Here is a 17,844-nt window from a genome sequence, read left to right as displayed (position 1 = left end):
AGGAAGGCAATGATGGGATTTAAACAATCATTAATCGACAATAATTCGATACAGCTACAAGCATCCGCTGATAACTGGCGTGATGCCATTAAGATAGGCACAGACTTGCTCATCGCTTCAGGTGCGATAAAACCTAGCTATCATGAAGCAATTATCAACAGTATTGAAAAACTTGGGCCTTATATTTGTATCGCGCCTAATTTGGCCCTTCCCCATGCAAGACCTGAAGATGGTGTACTAAAAACAGCCTTTGCTTTAGTCACTCTAGACAAACCCATTATTTTTGATGGCGAGGATGAACCCGTTGATGTGCTGATCACCTTAGCGGGTAGCTCATCAGATGAACATATGGAAGGCTTGATGGAAGTGACTCGCGTTCTCGATGATGAAGACAGTGAAACTGGCGTTGATCTTGAAAAACTACGCCGTTGCCGCACGATTGATGATGTTTATCAGGTTATTGACCAAGCATTATGCTAATTTAATGAAAATAAAAGAAAATCATTAATTAGCGATAGAGGTAATCAACTATGTATAACGTATTAGCGCTTGATTTGGATGGAACGGTTTTAACTCAAGAACATACGATCCACCCTGCAGTCAAACAAGCCATTCAACAAGCAGCAAAACAATGCCATGTCATGATAGTCACGGGTCGCCATCATACCGCAGCTCGCCCCTATTATGATGAGCTTGGTTTAACCACGCCAATTATTTGTTGCAATGGTACTTATATTTATGATTACCAAAATGAAAAAGTTCTCACACACAATGCTCTCACCAAAGAGAACGCGCTCACTTTTATTGAACTGGCGCAACAGGACAAACTGAAAATGGTGATGTATATCACCGATGCCATGGTGTATTCAAAAATCGATCCCATCGATTACATGAGCGCGATGGAGCAATGGGCTAACGTCCCAACCATGGCCCATCCGCCAAAAATTTATCGCATTGATTCATTTGAAGAACAAGTCCAGCACGCTGACTATATTTGGAAATTTGTCGTCGAAGGTGAACCGGCTACGTTAGAGCGCTTCTTAAACTCACCTTGGATAAAACAAACTTTTAATGCAGAAAAATCATGGTCAAACCGTTTCGATTTTGCTGCTAAAGGCAATAACAAAGGAACGCGTTTAGCTGAGTATCTTCATTCTCTGGGTTATGACTCGAAGCAAGTTATTGCTGTTGGTGATAATCACAACGATATCTCCATGATTAAGCTAGCAGGCTTAGGAGTTGCAATGAAAAATGCTGATGACACCGTGAAGTCCCATGCGGATTTCGTTTGTGCTACCGATAACAATGGTGATGGCCTTGCGCGTCTCATACATGAAAATATTTTAGGACAATCACAATGACAAAGCCTTTGATCCAAATAGCTCTAGACCAAACCAACTTACCGGCTGCACTCGAAGTGGCTGAAAATGTACACACTTTCGTTGATATTATTGAAGTGGGCACAATCTTAGCTTTTGCAGAAGGCATGAATGCAGTCGCGACTTTACGTCAAAAATATCCCAACCACATTCTAGTTTGCGATATGAAAACCACGGATGGTGGAGCCATTTTATCGAAAATGGCATTTGAAGCGGGAGCAGATTGGATCACAGTATCAGCGGCGGCACATATTGCCACTATAGCTGCCTGTAAAAAAGTTGCCGATGAGTTTAATCGTGAAATCCAAATTGAAATCTATGGTAATTGGACTTTTGACGATGCTAAAAATTGGGTTGAACTTGGCATTTCGCAAGCTATTTACCATCGTTCCCGTGATGCAGAACTCGCTGGTATTGGCTGGACCAATGAAGATATCGAAAAAATGCGCAAGCTGTCTGATTTAGGACTAGAACTCTCAATTACAGGCGGGATAATTCCAGAAGACCTGCATTTATTTAATGGTATCAATGCAAAAGCCTTTATTGCTGGCCGTGCGTTAGTGGGTGAAAAAGGCCAAAAAACGGCGGAAGCACTAAGGGAACAAATTGACCGTTTTTGGAAATAGTAATTAGGAATAATTCTGACTCAAAAACCGACCTTTCCGTTTAAAACTCACTCGATTAAAATTCAGGCCAGCAAAATAGCTGGCCTTTTCAACAATCTATCGAACTTGTGATTTATTAACCTAATTGCTTACGTGCGTTACGGAAAATGCGCATCCACGGGCTATCTTCTCCCCAATTTTCAGGGTGCCATGAATTACTCACAGTGCGGAAAACACGCTCAGGGTGCGGCATCATGATCGTTGCTCGGCCATCTTTCGAGGTCACCGACGTAATACCATTAACTGACCCATTCGGGTTAGCTGGATATTGCTCAGTTACCTGACCGTAGTTATTCACGAAGCGCATTGCCACCAGCCCATTATCTTCTAATTGCTGTAAATGTGCGGCTGCACGGGTTTCCACTTGCCCTTCCCCATGAGAAACCGCTATCGGCATACGAGAACCTGTCATATCTTGCAGTAACAGTGATGGGCTTTTTGCTATTTCAACTAAGCTAAAGCGTGCTTCAAAACGTTCAGAACGATTACGTACAAAACGAGGCCAGAATTCAGCACCTGGGATAAGCGTATGTAAGTTCGACATCATCTGGCAACCATTACATACCCCCAGAGATAAAGTATCAGCACGGTTAAAGAATGTCTCAAATTCATCACGGACTTTATTGTTGAATAAAATAGATTTTGCCCAACCTTCACCCGCACCTAATACGTCACCATAAGAGAAACCGCCACAAGCCACTAATGCTTGGAATTGTTCCAAAGACAAGTTACCTGCGAGTAAATCACTCATATGCACATCAATTGCATCGAAACCAGCACGGTCAAAGGCTGCCGCCATTTCCACATGTGAGTTCACACCTTGTTCACGTAAAACAGCTACTTTAGGACGTACACCTGACAAAATAAATGGCGCAGCAATGTCTTCTTCAATGTCATAAGTCAATTTCACATTCAAACCTGGGTCTTGGTTATCCTGTTTCATTGTATGTTCTTCGTCGGCACACACTTCGTTATCGCGCAAGCGCTGCATTTGCCAAGTCGTTTCAGCCCACCATTGGCGCAATAAACTGCGAGATTCGCGGTAAACAACCGTATCTCGGCTATTGATGATCACGGCATCATCTTGTATTGCAGAACCTAAATAATGAACACAGCCTGCAAGCCCTGCTTGTGCAAAACATTCTGCCACATACTCTCTATCGGCTTCATTAATTTGAATGACAGCGCCTAACTCTTCGTTGAATAATGCTGCGAGCGTGTCTTCATCAAAAGAGCTAATATCAACATTAATACCGCAATGACCTGCAAAAGCCATTTCCACTAAAGTGACGAATAAGCCGCCATCTGAGCGGTCATGATAGGCTAATAATTTTTGCTCGGATAATAACTTCTGAATGGTATTAAAGAAGCCAAGCAATACTTCAGGGCTACGTACATCAGGGGCTTTATTACCTAACTGACGATATACCTGTGCGAGTGCAGAACCGCCCAGCGCGTTATGGCCTTGCCCGAGGTCAATTAATAACAAGGCATTATCATGACCTGTTTTTAACTCAGGTGTCACTGTTAAGCGGACATCTTCAACACGGCCAAATGCACTAATCACCAAGGAAAGTGGCGACGTCATTTCACGTTCTTCACCATCCTGCTGCCAACGGGTTTTCATTGACATGGAATCTTTACCAACTGGGATAGTTAAACCTAACGCAGGGCACAGTTCTTCTCCTACCGCTTTAACCGCTTCATATAGACCTGCATCTTCACCAGGGTGCCCAGCTGCTGCCATCCAGTTAGCCGACAATTTAACGCGTTTTAAATCTTGCACATAAGAACATGCGATATTAGTTAATGCTTCCCCAACTGCCATTCGTGCTGATGCAGCAAAGTCCACCAATGCTACTGGTGTTCTTTCACCAATTGACATGGATTCCCCATAGTAGCTATCTAAGCTAGCAGTGGTTACCGCGCAGTCAGCAACAGGAATTTGCCATGGGCCAACCATCTGATCACGCGCCACCATACCCGTCACTGTGCGGTCACCAATGGTGATTAAGAATGTTTTTTCAGCTACTGCAGGCAAATGTAGAACACGCTTCACCGCTTCATTTAAATTAATCGCTGTTCTATCTAATGAATCGGGCTCTGCCTTTAATGTTGTTACATCACGCAGCATTTTTGGTGTTTTACCCAGTAAAACATCCAAAGGCATATCTATAGGTTGGTTAGAAAAGTGTTCATCATTCAGTGTTAAATGACGCTCTTCAGTGGCTTCCCCAATCACGGCAAATGGCGCACGTTCGCGCTCACAAATTGCGGTGAACACAGGAAGCTGCTCTGGTGAAACGGCCATTACATAACGTTCTTGAGATTCGTTACACCAGACCTCCAATGGGCTCATTCCTGGCTCATCATTGAGAATCTTACGTAACTCAAAGCGCCCACCACGGCCACCATCACTGACCAATTCTGGCATTGCGTTCGACAAACCGCCTGCGCCTACGTCATGGATAAATAAAATTGGGTTATCATCACCAAGTTGCCAACAGCTATCGATGACTTCTTGGCAACGGCGTTCCATTTCGGCGTTATCACGTTGTACCGAAGCAAAATCGAGATCTGCGTCTGATTGGCCTGATGCCATTGATGATGCAGCCCCGCCACCTAACCCAATGTTCATTGAAGGGCCACCGAGTACAATCAGTTTTGCACCAACCGTAATATCGCCTTTTTGTACGTGATCTGCACGGATGTTTCCGATACCACCCGCTAACATAATAGGCTTATGGTAACCACGTAATTCTTCACCATTGTGGCTGTTAACTTTTTCTTCATACGTTCTGAAATAACCTAATAGCGCAGGACGACCAAATTCATTATTGAATGCCGCCCCACCTAATGGCCCTTCCATCATAATATCCAAAGCCGTCACAATGCGCTCTGGTTTACCAAAATCTTCTTCCCAAGGCTGTTCAAAACCGGGAATGCGTAAGTTAGAAACAGAAAAACCGACTAAACCAGCTTTTGGCTTCGCGCCGCGCCCTGTTGCGCCTTCATCACGAATTTCACCGCCAGAGCCTGTTGCTGCTCCCGGCCATGGTGAAATCGCTGTTGGGTGGTTATGAGTTTCCACCTTCATTAAGATATGAGCATCTTCTTGGTGGTAGCGGTATGTACGTCCTTCAGGTTCAGGAAAAAAGCGGCCAACAGACGAACCTTCCATAACGGCGGCATTATCTTTATAAGCAGATAAAACATGGTCAGGTGTTTTTTCAAACGTATTTTTAATCATTTTAAACAGTGATTTAGGCTGTTTTTCACCATCAATTACCCAGTCTGCATTAAAGATTTTATGGCGGCAATGTTCTGAGTTTGCTTGCGCAAACATATAGAGCTCAACATCCGTTGGATTACGTTTTAACCCAGTAAATGCCTCTAACAGGTAATCAATTTCGTCATCAGCCAACGCTAGGCCCATTTCCCTGTTTGCTGTTTCCAATGCAAGGCGGCCACCCGTAATCACATCAATGGACTTCATTGGTGCTGGCTGTTGCTGCACAAACAGTGCACTCGCTTGTTCAAAAGAAGAAAAAATGCTTTCCATCATGCGATCATGCAAAATAGCGATCACTTCATGCCACTGTTCTTGGGTCAATGCATCACCTTGAACATAATAAGCAATCCCGCGTTCGATACGCTTTACTTGGCGAAGACCACAGTTATGTGCAATATCGGTGGCTTTTGAAGACCACGGAGAGATAGTTCCCGGACGAGGAGTGACTAAAATAAGCTTACCGAATGGCTCGTGCTCAGCCAGAGAAGGACCATACTTTAACAAACTGCTCAGTTTGCCTTGCTCACTATCACTCAACGGCGCTGATAATTCAGCAAAGTGCATATACTCAGCATAGATATCCGTGACAGGAAGCTGTTTTTCTGCAAACAGCGCCAAAAGGCGGGTAATACGAAATGCTGATAGAGCAGGTGAACCACGCAAAATTTCCATCGTCTTAATTTCTCTCTTTTAAACGCCAGCCCTGAACATGAAAGCAGGGAAACCGGAACACATTATAGAGCAATGTTCATCAATACGAAACCGTTTGCGTGATTAAAAATAAAGCGATTAGTTAAATATTATTCTGTGCTAAATACGATAATATAGGTTGCACCGTTCCTAAATGTTGAGCAAAATAGCCGACTACTGGAATTATAACCATTACTTAGCCATACTCTTTTATGGACATACAGCACCAGTCAATGCACGAGAAACTATTATTTGAATAACTTAAAAGTTAACTATTTAATTGTCGTGGTCATCGCGCTACTGGCTACTATGGTCATCGGTTTTAACGTCCGTTGGCCCAATACGCAGAATTCACAAATTAATAAAATTATTTCTCAAGGTGAATTACGTATTAGTGCCGTTAGCTCGCCACTTATCTATATTGATGAGCAAAAACAGCTGCGTGGGTTTGACTACGAGCTGGCTCAAGGCTTTGCCTCATACCTAGGAGTTAAACTCAAGATAACCATCCGCCCAACATTCGAGCAAATATTCGATGACCTTGAAAATGGCGATGCCGATATCGCGGTTGCGGGTTTACTGTATAACAAAGACCGTTTAGCCAAAACAAAAACTGGTCCAAGTTATCTTAATGTCACTCAACAACTTGTCTATCGCAAAGGAACAAATCGCCCCAAAAACTTCAATGAAATAACGGGTAAATTATTGGTAACAGCGGGTACGGCGCATGCAAGTACCTTGAAGGAACTCGCCAAGGAATACCCAAACCTAAAGTGGGAAGAAACCTCAAAATACAATACCAATCAAATCCTTGAAATGGTTGCCGATGGTGAGGTTGACTACACATTAGAAGACTCTATTGCCGTTGCACTACAGCAACGTATTCACCCGCAATTAGCGGTTGCTTTTGATTTATTGGATGATCATGCTGTTACTTGGTATATGCGTCGTAGTAAAGAAAACAGTTTAGATGCTGCGTTGCTTGATTTCTTCAACATCAGCCATGAAAGCGAATTACTTGCACGTCTTAATGAAAAATATTTCAGCCATGTAGAGTCTTTCGATTATTTCGATACAATGGCATTTATTAAAGCCATTGATAATAAACTCCCCGAGTATCAACCTCTATTTGAAAAATATGCTCAGGTAATTGACTGGAAATTATTAGCGGCTATTGCATGGCAAGAGTCCCATTGGGATCCTTTAGCGACCTCACCTACGGGGGTACGCGGGCTAATGATGCTAACAAAGCCAACCGCAACAACAATGGGTATTGCGGATAGGTTAGACCCGGAAGAAAGCATAAAGGGCGGCGCCGCTTATATTGCTTATATTATGGAGCGTTTACCTGAAACCATCGAAGAGGATGACCGTATCTGGTTTGCCCTTTCCGCCTATAATATGGGGTATGGGCATATGCAGGATGTCCGTAAATTAACTGAAATGTTAGGTGGAGACCCTAACCGGTGGTTAGATGTGAAAGCCCGCTTGCCTTTATTGACACAGAAAAAATATTACTCACAACTCACTTATGGTTATGCACGTGGCCACGAAGCTTATCGTTACGTTGAGAATATTCGTCGTTATCATCAAAGTTTAGTTGGTTACTTACAAAGCCAAGAAAGAAAACAGCATGCACTTGATATTGCACAAAAATCACTTATTTATTTAATTTCACCAGAAAACCTGACAGCAGCTGAGTCTCAAACGATTCAAAATCAGTCCCCTATTCCTGAAAAAGTGAGTACTACACATTTAGGGAAAATGAGTTCTGCAACGCAACCACCTAAAACACTTGAAGAAAAAAGACTACCATTAGGAAAGTATTTGCTTTCACTACATCCATCGCAAAATACCGATGAAACCGATGATAAAACGCCCATCACACCACTAAAAGCACCTGAGAAACCGTTATAAATCATGCTGAAATAAAATGGGAGCGCTAAAATTTACCATATTAGCGCTTTTGTTCTTTTTTTTGGGCTCTACGCAGCTTAAAAAAAGCACTCAGCATTGAAGAACATTGCTGTTCTAGAACACCACCAGTAACATCCACATAATGATTTAACCCTGCTTGCCCCATGATATCTAGGTAAGAACCACAAGCTCCAGTTTTAAAGTCCTTAGCACCATAAACTACACGGCTAATACGGCTGTGGATCATTGCACCTGCACACATAATACAAGGCTCTAACGTGACATATAAGGTGGTATCTAATAACCGATAATTTGATAGCTCTTGCCCTGCTTGTTGCAAAGCCATAATCTCAGCATGTGCAGTCGGATTGTGGTCAATAATAGAACGATTCCACCCCGAGGCAACCAAATGGTTATCTTTCACTAAGACCGCACCGACAGGAATTTCGCCAAGATCTTGTGCTTTTAGCGCAAGTTCAATGGCTTGTTGCATCCAATACTCATCAATTTCTATTTGTGTCACTCTTACCTCTAACCAATGCGTTTACACGTGATTATCCTTAAATGTTAGAATGACCGCAATTAAAATGCTTTTGCCTTTATAATAACAACCTAATTTTAATTGCTAAAAATCGCTAATTTAGCTGCAAAACCCATAAAGAAAGCGCCTACCGTACAATTTCCAAGTTTTGCAAGGAGCTGCTTTTCACGTAAAAAACGAGCTATCAAGTAACCACTAAAAATCAATAAGCTTAAGTATAAAAAACTGACTAATTCTAAGATCGTCGCGAGTACAAGATAAGGCACCCATGCATGAGAGTAATTAAAATCAACAAATTGTATAAAGAAAGAAATATAAAATAGAATTGCTTTCGGGTTTGTTAAGCTCAGCACTAAGGCTCGAGTAAAATGGTTTTCTGTTTTAGTTTTAATTGAAATAGTGTCAGTGCCGTCTTGATTCGACTTCTTATGCATAAATGTGCTATATAAAATCTTACAACCTAAATATAGTAAATAAGCAGCCCCTAAATAGCGCACTATCATAAATAATGTTGGAGAAGCTTTGATTACCGAAGCTACACCAATGAATGACAGGAAAATTAATATCCCATCCCCAGTAAATACCCCTAGAGCAGCCCGATAACCAAACCGAGCCCCACTCGAAGTGCTTGTTTTTAATACATATAATGAATTAGGCCCTGGCACGATAATGATTAAAACAAGCCCAGCTAGGTAAGTCCAAAAGTTAAGAACACCAAGATTTTCGAACATATTTTCAACCCTTTATCTTTTTTATTATTTTTATCACAACTTTCAATCTTTGTGAATATTTATTCAATTAATTAGATATATGAAATGAACTAATAATAAAGATTATTTTAAATCTAACTTATTTATTTATGATAACTAGGCAATCAAATTATTATTCATTATTAATAGTAAAAGGAATAAATATATGGCTATCATTAGAAGATTGGTACAAGACGGTTCATTTGAAGAGTTTTATCCAACAACAATGACATTCAATGCCGCAAAGCGTAATTATTTTTTAGGCCATTCAAAAGATAAAACTTACGTTGTCTATGCCATGGCTGATAACGGTAAAATTGAACCAAATGCTCCTGCGCAAAAAGGAAAATTAAGATCCTACCTTGGTAATATTCAAGCATTTTATGATACAGTAGATAATAAACAATACTTATATGGATATAATTTAAGCGAGAAAATCGTCGAATTATATGAAATTGACGATAAAGCTGGCATAAAACTACTCTATGTTGATGAATTTACTGTTGGAAGTACAATTCAATCGGCAACTCTATTTATCGCCAATGGCCTTATCCATATATTCAGTCAAGCTGAAAAAGATAAAAGCTGGAAAACCCATAGCTATAGCATCATATAATACCTTCCTTATATTACGTATATTTTATGACACCTTAAATTAGTCACAAGGGGGTATTAATTTGCCCCTTATTTAAATAATCAACTTTAAAATCATATTTTAATAAAGAAAGAAAAGCGGTATAAGATCATCAACATTAAAACTTCACCACACTATTAACATTAGGTCTATTTAAATAAATAATCTTATCTTTCACCCTAGTTTCGATTATTTAGCATAGGTATATTTACATTCTTATCTTAATTCACTTTATTATTACATTCTAGTTTACTGATTATTTAAAAATAGAAAATAACGATCCAGATGTGAATACAATAACAGAAAAGGATACCAATATTCTGGTATAGCAAAAAATTGAACACTAAAAACACAAATTTATCATTTAAATGATGTAAAACATCTACACTATGATTTGTTGTTACTTTTTTCAGGCTTTGCAGGTAAAATACATGGCATAAAAATATAAAAACCAAACGAAAGTAACGAATAGGTGCAAGGTATAAGTTACTAGTTTTTAACTTAATACAATGTAAATCACTGATATGTCTTTATTAATTACAAAACGCTGTATCAATTGCGATATGTGTGAACCCGAATGCCCAAATGATGCAATATTTATGGGTGACGAAATTTACGAAATTGACTCAACACTATGTACTGAATGTGTAGGCCATTACGACAAACCTACTTGCCAGTCCGTTTGCCCAATTACTAATACAATCATCACAGATCCTCAACATATCGAAACTGAAGAACAGCTTTGGGATAAGTTTGTTGCAATTCATCACGCCGATAAAATTTAGGTTTAACTTCACTTATATCCAATTATTTATCTAGTTATCCTTAAATGCTGCCAGTGATTTTTACTGGCAGCTCGGTATTACATTGATTCAAGAAATACTTTCTATGATAACTGTAGCAGATGCATAGTGACGTTCATCGGTAATAGAAACATGGTAATGCGTAACTTTTAACCGATTCGCCAGCTCCAATGCCTCCCCAGTTAAACTTAATAATGGTTTCCCCAATTTGTCATTGGTTACTTCAAATTGGTTAAAGGCCAAACCATTACGGATCCCTGTTCCTAATGCTTTTGCTGCCGCTTCTTTAACTGCAAAGCGTTTTGCTAAAAAACGAGCTGGCTTTGATTGCTGTTGATATTGGGCTAATTCATTCTCAGTTAGAATTCTTTTCGCCAGACTATCACCGGTTCGTTCAAGCACCGACTCAATTCGAGCAATCTCAACAATATCCGTTCCTAATCCAACAATGGCCATTATTTACGTGCTTCTAATAAGATTTTTTTCATGTCAGTAACCGCTTGAGCTAACCCACTAAACAAAGCACGGCCAATAATTGCATGGCCAATATTAAGCTCATAAATTTCAGGTAACTGTGCAATACGTTGAACGTTATGGTATGTCAAACCATGACCTGCATTGACTTTAATTCCTTTACTCGCCGCATATATAACGCCATCATGAATACGGCGAAACTCAAGTTCTTGCTCCTGTTCTGTTTTAGCATCTGCATAGGCTCCTGTATGGATTTCAATAAACGGAGCACCACACTCTTGCGCAGCATCAATTTGTGCGTGGTCTGCATCAATAAACAATGAAACTAAAATACCCGCTTCTGTGAGGCGTTTAACAGCATCTGCAACTTTCTGTTTTTGCCCTGCGACATCTAAACCGCCTTCCGTGGTCACTTCCTCCCGTTTTTCAGGTACTAAACAGCAGAATGCAGGCTTAATACGACAAGCAATCTCTACCATTTCGTCCGTTACCGCCATTTCAAGATTCATTCGAGTTTGAATGGTTTCATTTAGCAATGTGACATCTCTATCTGTAATATGACGGCGGTCTTCACGTAAATGAATGGTGATACCATCAGCTCCCGCTTGTTCAGCAACGAACGCAGCTTGTACAGGATCTGGATATTGAGTTCCTCTTGCATTTCTAACCGTTGCAATATGGTCGATATTTACGCCTAACAAAAGCTCTGCCATTTTTTATTCCCCATTAATAAACACTAACAAACTCATCTACCTACTATCCTACTGTAATTTTCTCCTTTGAGGGAATAAATCTCTCACCATTCGAAGCAAATTCCAATCTGTATATCCTGTTTCAGTATTTGTATTTTATTTTTGCGAAGCGCTTCGTAAGATTTTGTACCAGTGAAATAAATGTATTGTCTGAAAGAGCCAGTTCCGCTAAAAAGACACATGAGAAAAGGATATATTGTAGTAATCGAGGTGTAACAAACTAGATAAAAAATAAAATGAAAAACAATTTTAGCTCTGTTTGTTATGTGTAACTGGCGAGTAAGTAAACTGTCGAAATAATTCTCTGCTTTTTAAAGGTTTACCGCCTAAATATGGTTTTAAAGCAAGTCGGGTAAAACGTTTTGCTGCTTTGAGCGTATCTGCGTCAGGAAATTCTCGACTCGCCAATGACTTAAGTTGTTTACCCGTAAAACTAAGCTGGTCAACAACCAAGCTACCAATAAACCCTTTTTCTTCTCTATACCGGTAAGTCATTGTGTCAGAAACGGGCTCTCCGCTGCCAGCGCAATGTAAAAAATCAACACCATAACCAAGGTAAGAAAGCAGAGCCAATTCAAACCGACGCAATGCAAATTCAGGGGTGTGCTCACTTGCGGCAAGGATCTGTAAGCATGAAAGGTAATCAAAAAATAGTGAGGAATATGGTGTACCAAATTCTAATACACGTGCGGTTAATTCATTAAGGTATAAACCACTATATAGAACGGTTCCCGTTAAAGGGAGAGCCAAAGACACAGGGTCGGCATTGATTAAGGTTTTGATTTCACCTTTGCCCCCCCAACGGATTAACAAAGGTGTGAAGGGCTGTAAACAGCCCCTTAATGGTGAACGATTACGGCGAGCGCCTTTTGCAAGTAAGCGTATTTTTCCTTCGCCTTCAGTAAAAAAATCGAGCAATAAACTAGTTTCACTGTAAGGCCTTGAATGGAGTACAAACGCACGCTGCCAACCACTCACTTTGCCACCTACTATTTTAGGTCGTCAACATAACCCAGGCTACGTAATGCTCTTTCGTCATCAGCCCAGCCAGATTTAACCTTAACCCAAAGCTCAAGGTGTACCTTGTTATCAAACATTCTTTCCATATCGATACGCGCTTCGGTACCGATGGTTTTCAGTTTGCTACCTTTGTTACCAATAACCATTTTCTTTTGGCCTTCACGCTCAACAAGAATCAAGCCATTGATATGGTAAATACCCGCTTCTGTTACCTTAAATTGTTCAATTTCAACCGTCACCGAATATGGTAGCTCATCACCTAAGAAACGCATGAGCTTTTCACGGATAATCTCAGATGCCATAAAACGCTGAGAACGGTCAGTAATATAGTCTTCAGGAAAATGATGAATAGCTTCAGGTATATGTTGTTTAACAATTTTAGCAATTGTATCCACACCAGTACCTTTTTCTGCACTGATAGGAACAACATCTAAAAAATTCATTTTCTGACTGATCATACTGATATGTGGCAACAGTATGGTTTTATCAGTCACATTATCAATTTTGTTAATTGCCAATATAACAGGGCAACGCAAGCTAGATAACTTAGTCAGTACCATTTCATCATCAGCGGTCCAATTAGTTCCTTCAACAACAAAAATAACTAATTCAACATCACCAATTGAACTGGATGCAGCGCGATTCATTAAACGGTTAATTGCACGTTTTTCTTCAATATGAAGTCCTGGGGTATCAACATAAATAATTTGGTAATTATCTTCTGTGTGGATCCCCATAATACGATGGCGAGTCGTCTGTGGCTTTCTCGAAGTAATCGAAACTTTTTGCCCCAGTAATTGATTCAATAATGTCGATTTACCGACATTTGGCCGTCCAACTATGGCAACAAAACCACAGTGGGATTGTAATTCACTCATTCAAGCTCCAAAATTTTCAATGCTTGCTCTGCTGCTGCTTGCTCCGCTTTACGACGGCTTGAGCCAACGCCATTAATCGGTTGGTCAATACCACTGACTTGGCAGTGGATCGTAAATTCTTGATCGTGAGCTTCACCTTTGACCTGAACAACCAAATAATTAGGTAGTGGTAAATGGCGCCCTTGCAGATATTCTTGTAACCTTGTTTTCGGGTCTTTTTGCTTATCACCCGGACTGATCTCAACCAGTCTACTTTGATACCAATCTAAAATAATTCTTTCGATCGTTTGGATATCACTATCTAAAAAAATACCACCGATCAGTGCTTCAACAGTATCAGCAAGGATAGATTCGCGACGAAAACCACCACTTTTTAATTCCCCCGGTCCTAAACGTAAACATTCACCGAGTTCAAATTCGCGTGCGATTTCTGCTAATGTATTTCCGCGTACAAGCGTTGCTCGCATACGACTCATATCCCCCTCGTCTACCTTTGGAAAACGGTGGTATAAGTCATTTGCAATCACAAAACTCAAAATCGAGTCACCTAAAAATTCTAGGCGTTCATTATGTTTGCTGCTTGCACTTCTATGTGTCAATGCTTGGATTAATAACTCGTTCTGTTTGAATTGATAACCAAGCTTACGTTGTAATCTTTCTATTAAAGAGGGGTTCATGTGCGCCCAACCATTTTTATTTGATAAAAAAGCACACGCAACAGACCTGTAAAATTCACCATTTTACAAAACTGTTGCGTTTGCACTGACTCCTTATGCTTCCATATATTTTACAGCTCAGTGAAACTAATTATAAAAATCCATTAGTTACAATAAGTTAAAATGGGAGAGTTAATAATTGGGGAGCCAATAATATTAATTAATCTATATTGTACACTGGGTAAAACAATAATGCTTCGGATAATACGGGTTTTCAAACGAAAACCCGTATTTGTAGCATTTAGCTAGACCCACTAACCAAATTATAGTGGACCAATTCGACTAAAGCGAATACCTGTCGGCCATTCATTTTCTTGCTTATCAAGACTTAACCAAATAAATACCGCGCGACCAACTAAATTCTCTTCCGGCACAAAGCCCCACATACGACTGTCAGAGCTATTATCCCTGTTGTCACCCATCATAAAGTAGTGCTTTTCAGGAACAATCCATTCATTCTTCGGCATACCTGGTTGCAAATATTTTGCTTCCGTAATTGCTTGACGAATAATCAAAATTTGATGCTCAACCGTATCCAATTTTTCACTACGTTCGTATTGACGCAATGCATTTCTTGGTAGAGGTTGGTCTAATGGAATTTCATAATTGCCCTTTTGGTTATCAACAACAGAACCGATATCAAGGAACATTGTCCATTCACTCGGCGCCAGAGGACCATAAACAATAGGTAAGGTCTCTGTACATTTGTTATCTGCACAATTAGGGTAAATTGTGAGTTCCTTTGCATCTGGGTTATAAATAATTTTATCACCCGGCATTCCAATAACTCGTTTTACAAAATCAACATTAGGATCTTTAGGGTATTTAAAAACTGCGATATCACCACGTTTCGGTTTACCTGTTTCGATTAATGTCGTTTGTGTGATTGGATCTTTCAAACCATAAGCAAATTTCTCAACCAACATAAAATCGCCAACTAACAACGTTGGCATCATTGACCCTGAAGGTATTTGAAATGGCTCATAAATAAATGAACGCACAATCAGTACAATCGCTAACACAGGGAAAATAGACGACCCTGTTTCAAGCCAAGATGGACGGCGGACAGCATTCGCCATATCCGCCTCACTCACTGCGCCATTTGTTGCATCCTGTAACTGTTTAAGTTTTGCTTTACGCGCAGGTGCAAATTTAAACTTGTCTAAACACCATATAATCCCAGTGATTAATGTTGCCAGTGTTAGGATCAAGGCAAAGGTGTTAGCCATTGAGACTCCTTGTAAACTTAGTCTTTACCAACATGCAATATAGCAAGGAACGCTTCTTGTGGTAGCTCAACGTTACCAACTTGCTTCATGCGTTTCTTACCATCCTTTTGCTTCTGTAACAGTTTTTTCTTACGGCTAACGTCACCGCCATAACACTTAGCAAGTACGTTTTTACGCAGTTGTTTAACTGTAGAACGAGCAATAATGTGGTTACCGATCGCAGCTTGAATCGCAATATCGAACTGCTGACGCGGGATCAACTCTTTCATTTTTTCAACCAGTTCACGGCCGCGATATTGAGAATTCGCACGGTGAGTGATCAAGGCCAAAGCATCTACACGCTCATTGTTGATAAGAACATCAACACGCACCATGTCTGATGCTTGGAAACGTTTAAATGCATAATCTAAAGATGCATACCCACGAGACGTTGATTTTAAGCGGTCGAAGAAATCCAATACCACTTCTGCCATTGGGATTTCATAAGTCAACGATACTTGATTACCATGATAGACCATATTGGTCTGAACGCCACGTTTCTCAATACAAAGTGTAATAACGTTACCTAAATATTCTTTAGGCATCAGCATATGACACTCTGCGATTGGTTCGCGTAATTCTTCAATATTGTTCAATGCCGGTAGCTTAGATGGGCTATCGACATACACGATATCACCATTGGTCTGCTGCACTTCATACACTACAGTTGGCGCAGTGGTAATCAAATCAAGGTCATATTCACGTTCTAAACGTTCTTGAATGATTTCCATGTGCAGTAAGCCAAGGAAACCACAACGGAAACCGAAACCTAGCGCAGTAGAAGTTTCTGGCTCATAAAATAAAGACGCGTCATTTAGACTTAACTTACCTAGTGCATCACGGAATGATTCATAGTCATCAGAACTGACTGGGAATAAACCAGCGTAAACCTGTGGTTTAACCTTTTTAAAACCAGGTAATGCTTTATCCGCTGGATTACGAGCCCCTGTTAGCGTATCCCCAACTGGGGCACCAGTGATGTCTTTAATTGCACAAACTAACCAGCCCACTTCACCGCAACTCAAAACATCACGGTCGATTTGCTTAGGTGTGAAAATACCGAGGCGATCTGCATTATATACTTGCCCGGTGCTCATCACTTTAATTTTATCGCCTTTTCTCAATGTTCCGTTTTTAATACGGATCAATGAAACAACGCCTAAATAGTTATCAAACCACGAGTCAATAATAAGTGCTTGCAAAGGCGCATCCGCATCCCCAATCGGAGGTGGGATCTCTTTAACAAGGCGTTCAATCACATCTTGAACACCAATACCTGTTTTTGCAGAGCAGCGAACTGCATCATGCGCGTCAAGACCAACAATATCTTCTATTTCATCAGCAACACGCTCAGGATCTGCAGCGGGTAAATCAATTTTATTTAAAACCGGAACCACTTCTAAATCCATTTCGATAGCGGTATAGCAGTTTGCCAAGGTTTGAGCCTCAACGCCTTGCCCTGCATCAACCACCAGCAAAGCACCTTCACAGGCTGCTAATGAACGAGATACTTCATAAGAGAAGTCTACGTGACCCGGGGTGTCAATGAAGTTTAATTGGTAAGTTTCACCATCTGACGCCTTATAATCAAGCGTCACGCTCTGTGCTTTAATAGTGATCCCACGCTCACGCTCTAAGTCCATCGAGTCTAAAACTTGTGCCGCCATTTCGCGGTCGGTTAAGCCACCACAAATTTGAATAATGCGATCTGACAAGGTCGACTTACCATGGTCGATATGAGCAATGATGGAAAAGTTTCTTATATTATTGATTTTCAAGGTAATATCTTCTTTTAAATTGCCTTACAAAATCAGCTTTGTGCAAGTATCGCGACAAAACTAAAATGCTATGATTATCACAAGATTGTTAATTAGCAGCATTTTACATATAAGAACCCGCTAACACAAAGATTCAATGTAAAACAACTGTAAACCTGCATCAGGTTAATAGGTTAGTCGTCATAATTCATCATTAATACAAACCACATCAACCACGCTTATAGCCATAATCAATCTATTGTAATTTCTAACTCAAAACAGACAAAATATGTTAATGACTTTATTAGC

Annotated in this window: 16 protein-coding genes; 6 read left to right on the top strand and 10 right to left on the bottom strand. The window is 40.3% G+C overall.

Annotated features, from left to right (window positions below):
* The first annotated feature begins 12 nt into the window (after positions 1-12).
* From P3L44_RS07155 to P3L44_RS07145, 3 genes are read left to right on the top strand one after another with little or no spacing between them, the layout of a single operon-like run.
* Positions 13-480: a PTS sugar transporter subunit IIA gene (locus tag P3L44_RS07155; RefSeq protein ID WP_272662254.1), complete on the top strand. Its 468-nt coding sequence runs from the start codon at positions 13-15 to the stop codon at positions 478-480.
* Positions 481-530: 50 nt separating this feature from the next.
* The gene (locus P3L44_RS07150) at positions 531-1,361 is read left to right on the top strand and encodes a Cof-type HAD-IIB family hydrolase (protein WP_272662245.1); all 831 of its coding nucleotides are present in this window, start codon (positions 531-533) and stop codon (positions 1,359-1,361) included.
* On the top strand, positions 1,358-2,005 hold the full coding sequence (locus P3L44_RS07145) for a 3-keto-L-gulonate-6-phosphate decarboxylase UlaD (protein ID WP_110591972.1): 648 nt from the start codon (positions 1,358-1,360) through the stop codon (positions 2,003-2,005). Before P3L44_RS07150 ends, P3L44_RS07145 begins: the two co-directional genes overlap by 4 nt.
* A gap of 115 nt (positions 2,006-2,120) precedes the next feature.
* Here P3L44_RS07145 and purL read toward each other — a convergent pair whose 3' ends face one another.
* Entirely contained in the window at positions 2,121-6,008 is a 3,888-nt protein-coding gene (gene purL, locus P3L44_RS07140; RefSeq protein WP_272662246.1) for a phosphoribosylformylglycinamidine synthase, read from the bottom strand.
* Positions 6,009-6,335: 327 nt separating this feature from the next.
* On the opposite strand from purL, the gene mltF reads away from it, so the two are divergent.
* Complete coding sequence (gene mltF, locus P3L44_RS07135; protein WP_410480054.1) at positions 6,336-7,943, top strand: membrane-bound lytic murein transglycosylase MltF; 1,608 nt, start codon at positions 6,336-6,338, stop codon at positions 7,941-7,943.
* A 40-nt stretch (positions 7,944-7,983) separates the two neighbouring features.
* On the opposite strand, the gene tadA is transcribed toward mltF, so the two are convergent.
* Positions 7,984-8,466: a tRNA adenosine(34) deaminase TadA gene (gene tadA, locus P3L44_RS07130; RefSeq protein WP_004264969.1), complete on the bottom strand. Its 483-nt coding sequence runs from the start codon at positions 8,464-8,466 to the stop codon at positions 7,984-7,986.
* Positions 8,467-8,561: 95 nt separating this feature from the next.
* The gene (gene leuE, locus P3L44_RS07125) at positions 8,562-9,215 is read right to left on the bottom strand and encodes a leucine efflux protein LeuE (RefSeq protein WP_140172294.1); all 654 of its coding nucleotides are present in this window, start codon (positions 9,213-9,215) and stop codon (positions 8,562-8,564) included.
* Between the two features lie 184 nt (positions 9,216-9,399).
* On the opposite strand from leuE, the gene P3L44_RS07120 reads away from it, so the two are divergent.
* Together P3L44_RS07120 and P3L44_RS07115 are read left to right on the top strand one after the other, a co-directional pair.
* Positions 9,400-9,849, top strand: coding sequence for a hypothetical protein (locus P3L44_RS07120; RefSeq protein WP_004264971.1), 450 nt, complete (start codon positions 9,400-9,402; stop codon positions 9,847-9,849).
* 542 nt (positions 9,850-10,391) lie between these two features.
* Positions 10,392-10,652 (top strand): YfhL family 4Fe-4S dicluster ferredoxin, encoded by a 261-nt coding sequence (locus tag P3L44_RS07115; protein WP_036959019.1) that lies wholly within the window; start codon positions 10,392-10,394, stop codon positions 10,650-10,652.
* Positions 10,653-10,739: 87 nt separating this feature from the next.
* Here the strand turns inward: P3L44_RS07115 and acpS are convergent, their stop codons facing one another.
* The 7 genes from acpS to lepA form a co-directional block, all read right to left on the bottom strand.
* Positions 10,740-11,126, bottom strand: a complete 387-nt coding sequence (gene acpS / locus P3L44_RS07110) for a holo-ACP synthase (protein WP_140172293.1) — start codon at positions 11,124-11,126, stop codon at positions 10,740-10,742.
* On the bottom strand, positions 11,126-11,857 hold the full coding sequence (pdxJ, locus tag P3L44_RS07105) for a pyridoxine 5'-phosphate synthase (protein ID WP_272662247.1): 732 nt from the start codon (positions 11,855-11,857) through the stop codon (positions 11,126-11,128). Before pdxJ ends, acpS begins: the two co-directional genes overlap by 1 nt.
* A gap of 288 nt (positions 11,858-12,145) precedes the next feature.
* Positions 12,146-12,874, bottom strand: a complete 729-nt coding sequence (recO, locus tag P3L44_RS07100; RefSeq protein ID WP_140172291.1) for a DNA repair protein RecO — start codon at positions 12,872-12,874, stop codon at positions 12,146-12,148.
* Between the two features lie 11 nt (positions 12,875-12,885).
* A complete protein-coding gene (gene era, locus P3L44_RS07095) occupies positions 12,886-13,794 on the bottom strand; it encodes a GTPase Era (RefSeq protein ID WP_004264976.1) in 909 nt (302 codons plus the stop codon).
* Positions 13,791-14,471, bottom strand: coding sequence for a ribonuclease III (gene rnc, locus P3L44_RS07090; protein ID WP_004264978.1), 681 nt, complete (start codon positions 14,469-14,471; stop codon positions 13,791-13,793). The genes era and rnc overlap by 4 nt, the downstream gene beginning before the upstream one ends.
* A gap of 302 nt (positions 14,472-14,773) precedes the next feature.
* A complete protein-coding gene (gene lepB / locus P3L44_RS07085; protein WP_140172290.1) occupies positions 14,774-15,739 on the bottom strand; it encodes a signal peptidase I in 966 nt (321 codons plus the stop codon).
* Positions 15,740-15,756: 17 nt separating this feature from the next.
* Positions 15,757-17,550 carry a translation elongation factor 4 gene (gene lepA, locus P3L44_RS07080; RefSeq protein WP_036959062.1) on the bottom strand — a complete coding sequence of 598 codons (1,794 nt, stop codon included), beginning with the start codon at positions 17,548-17,550 and terminating at the stop codon, positions 15,757-15,759.
* Between the last annotated feature and the right edge of the window lie 294 nt (positions 17,551-17,844).

It is taken from the genome of Providencia sp. PROV175, assembly GCF_032707045.1.
GTDB classification, from domain to species: domain Bacteria; phylum Pseudomonadota; class Gammaproteobacteria; order Enterobacterales; family Enterobacteriaceae; genus Providencia; species Providencia hangzhouensis.
Note: the sequence above shows the minus strand (reverse complement) of the source record. Positions and strands in the feature narration are given on the sequence as shown.

Bases quoted from the DNA above. Each gene is read 5' to 3' on its own strand.
- P3L44_RS07155 (WP_272662254.1), top strand. From the start codon at position 13: ATGGGATTTAAACAATCATTAATCGACAATAATTCGATACAGCTACAA.
- P3L44_RS07150 (WP_272662245.1), top strand. From the start codon at position 531: ATGTATAACGTATTAGCGCTTGATTTGGATGGAACGGTTTTAACTCAA.
- P3L44_RS07145 (WP_110591972.1), top strand. From the start codon at position 1,358: ATGACAAAGCCTTTGATCCAAATAGCTCTAGACCAAACCAACTTACCG.
- purL (WP_272662246.1), bottom strand. From the start codon at position 6,008: ATGGAAATTTTGCGTGGTTCACCTGCTCTATCAGCATTTCGTATTACC.
- mltF (WP_410480054.1), top strand. From the start codon at position 6,336: ATGGTCATCGGTTTTAACGTCCGTTGGCCCAATACGCAGAATTCACAA.
- leuE (WP_140172294.1), bottom strand. From the start codon at position 9,215: ATGTTCGAAAATCTTGGTGTTCTTAACTTTTGGACTTACCTAGCTGGG.
- P3L44_RS07120 (WP_004264971.1), top strand. From the start codon at position 9,400: ATGGCTATCATTAGAAGATTGGTACAAGACGGTTCATTTGAAGAGTTT.
- P3L44_RS07115 (WP_036959019.1), top strand. From the start codon at position 10,392: ATGTCTTTATTAATTACAAAACGCTGTATCAATTGCGATATGTGTGAA.
- acpS (WP_140172293.1), bottom strand. From the start codon at position 11,126: ATGGCCATTGTTGGATTAGGAACGGATATTGTTGAGATTGCTCGAATT.
- pdxJ (WP_272662247.1), bottom strand. From the start codon at position 11,857: ATGGCAGAGCTTTTGTTAGGCGTAAATATCGACCATATTGCAACGGTT.
- era (WP_004264976.1), bottom strand. From the start codon at position 13,794: ATGAGTGAATTACAATCCCACTGTGGTTTTGTTGCCATAGTTGGACGG.
- rnc (WP_004264978.1), bottom strand. From the start codon at position 14,471: ATGAACCCCTCTTTAATAGAAAGATTACAACGTAAGCTTGGTTATCAA.
- lepB (WP_140172290.1), bottom strand. From the start codon at position 15,739: ATGGCTAACACCTTTGCCTTGATCCTAACACTGGCAACATTAATCACT.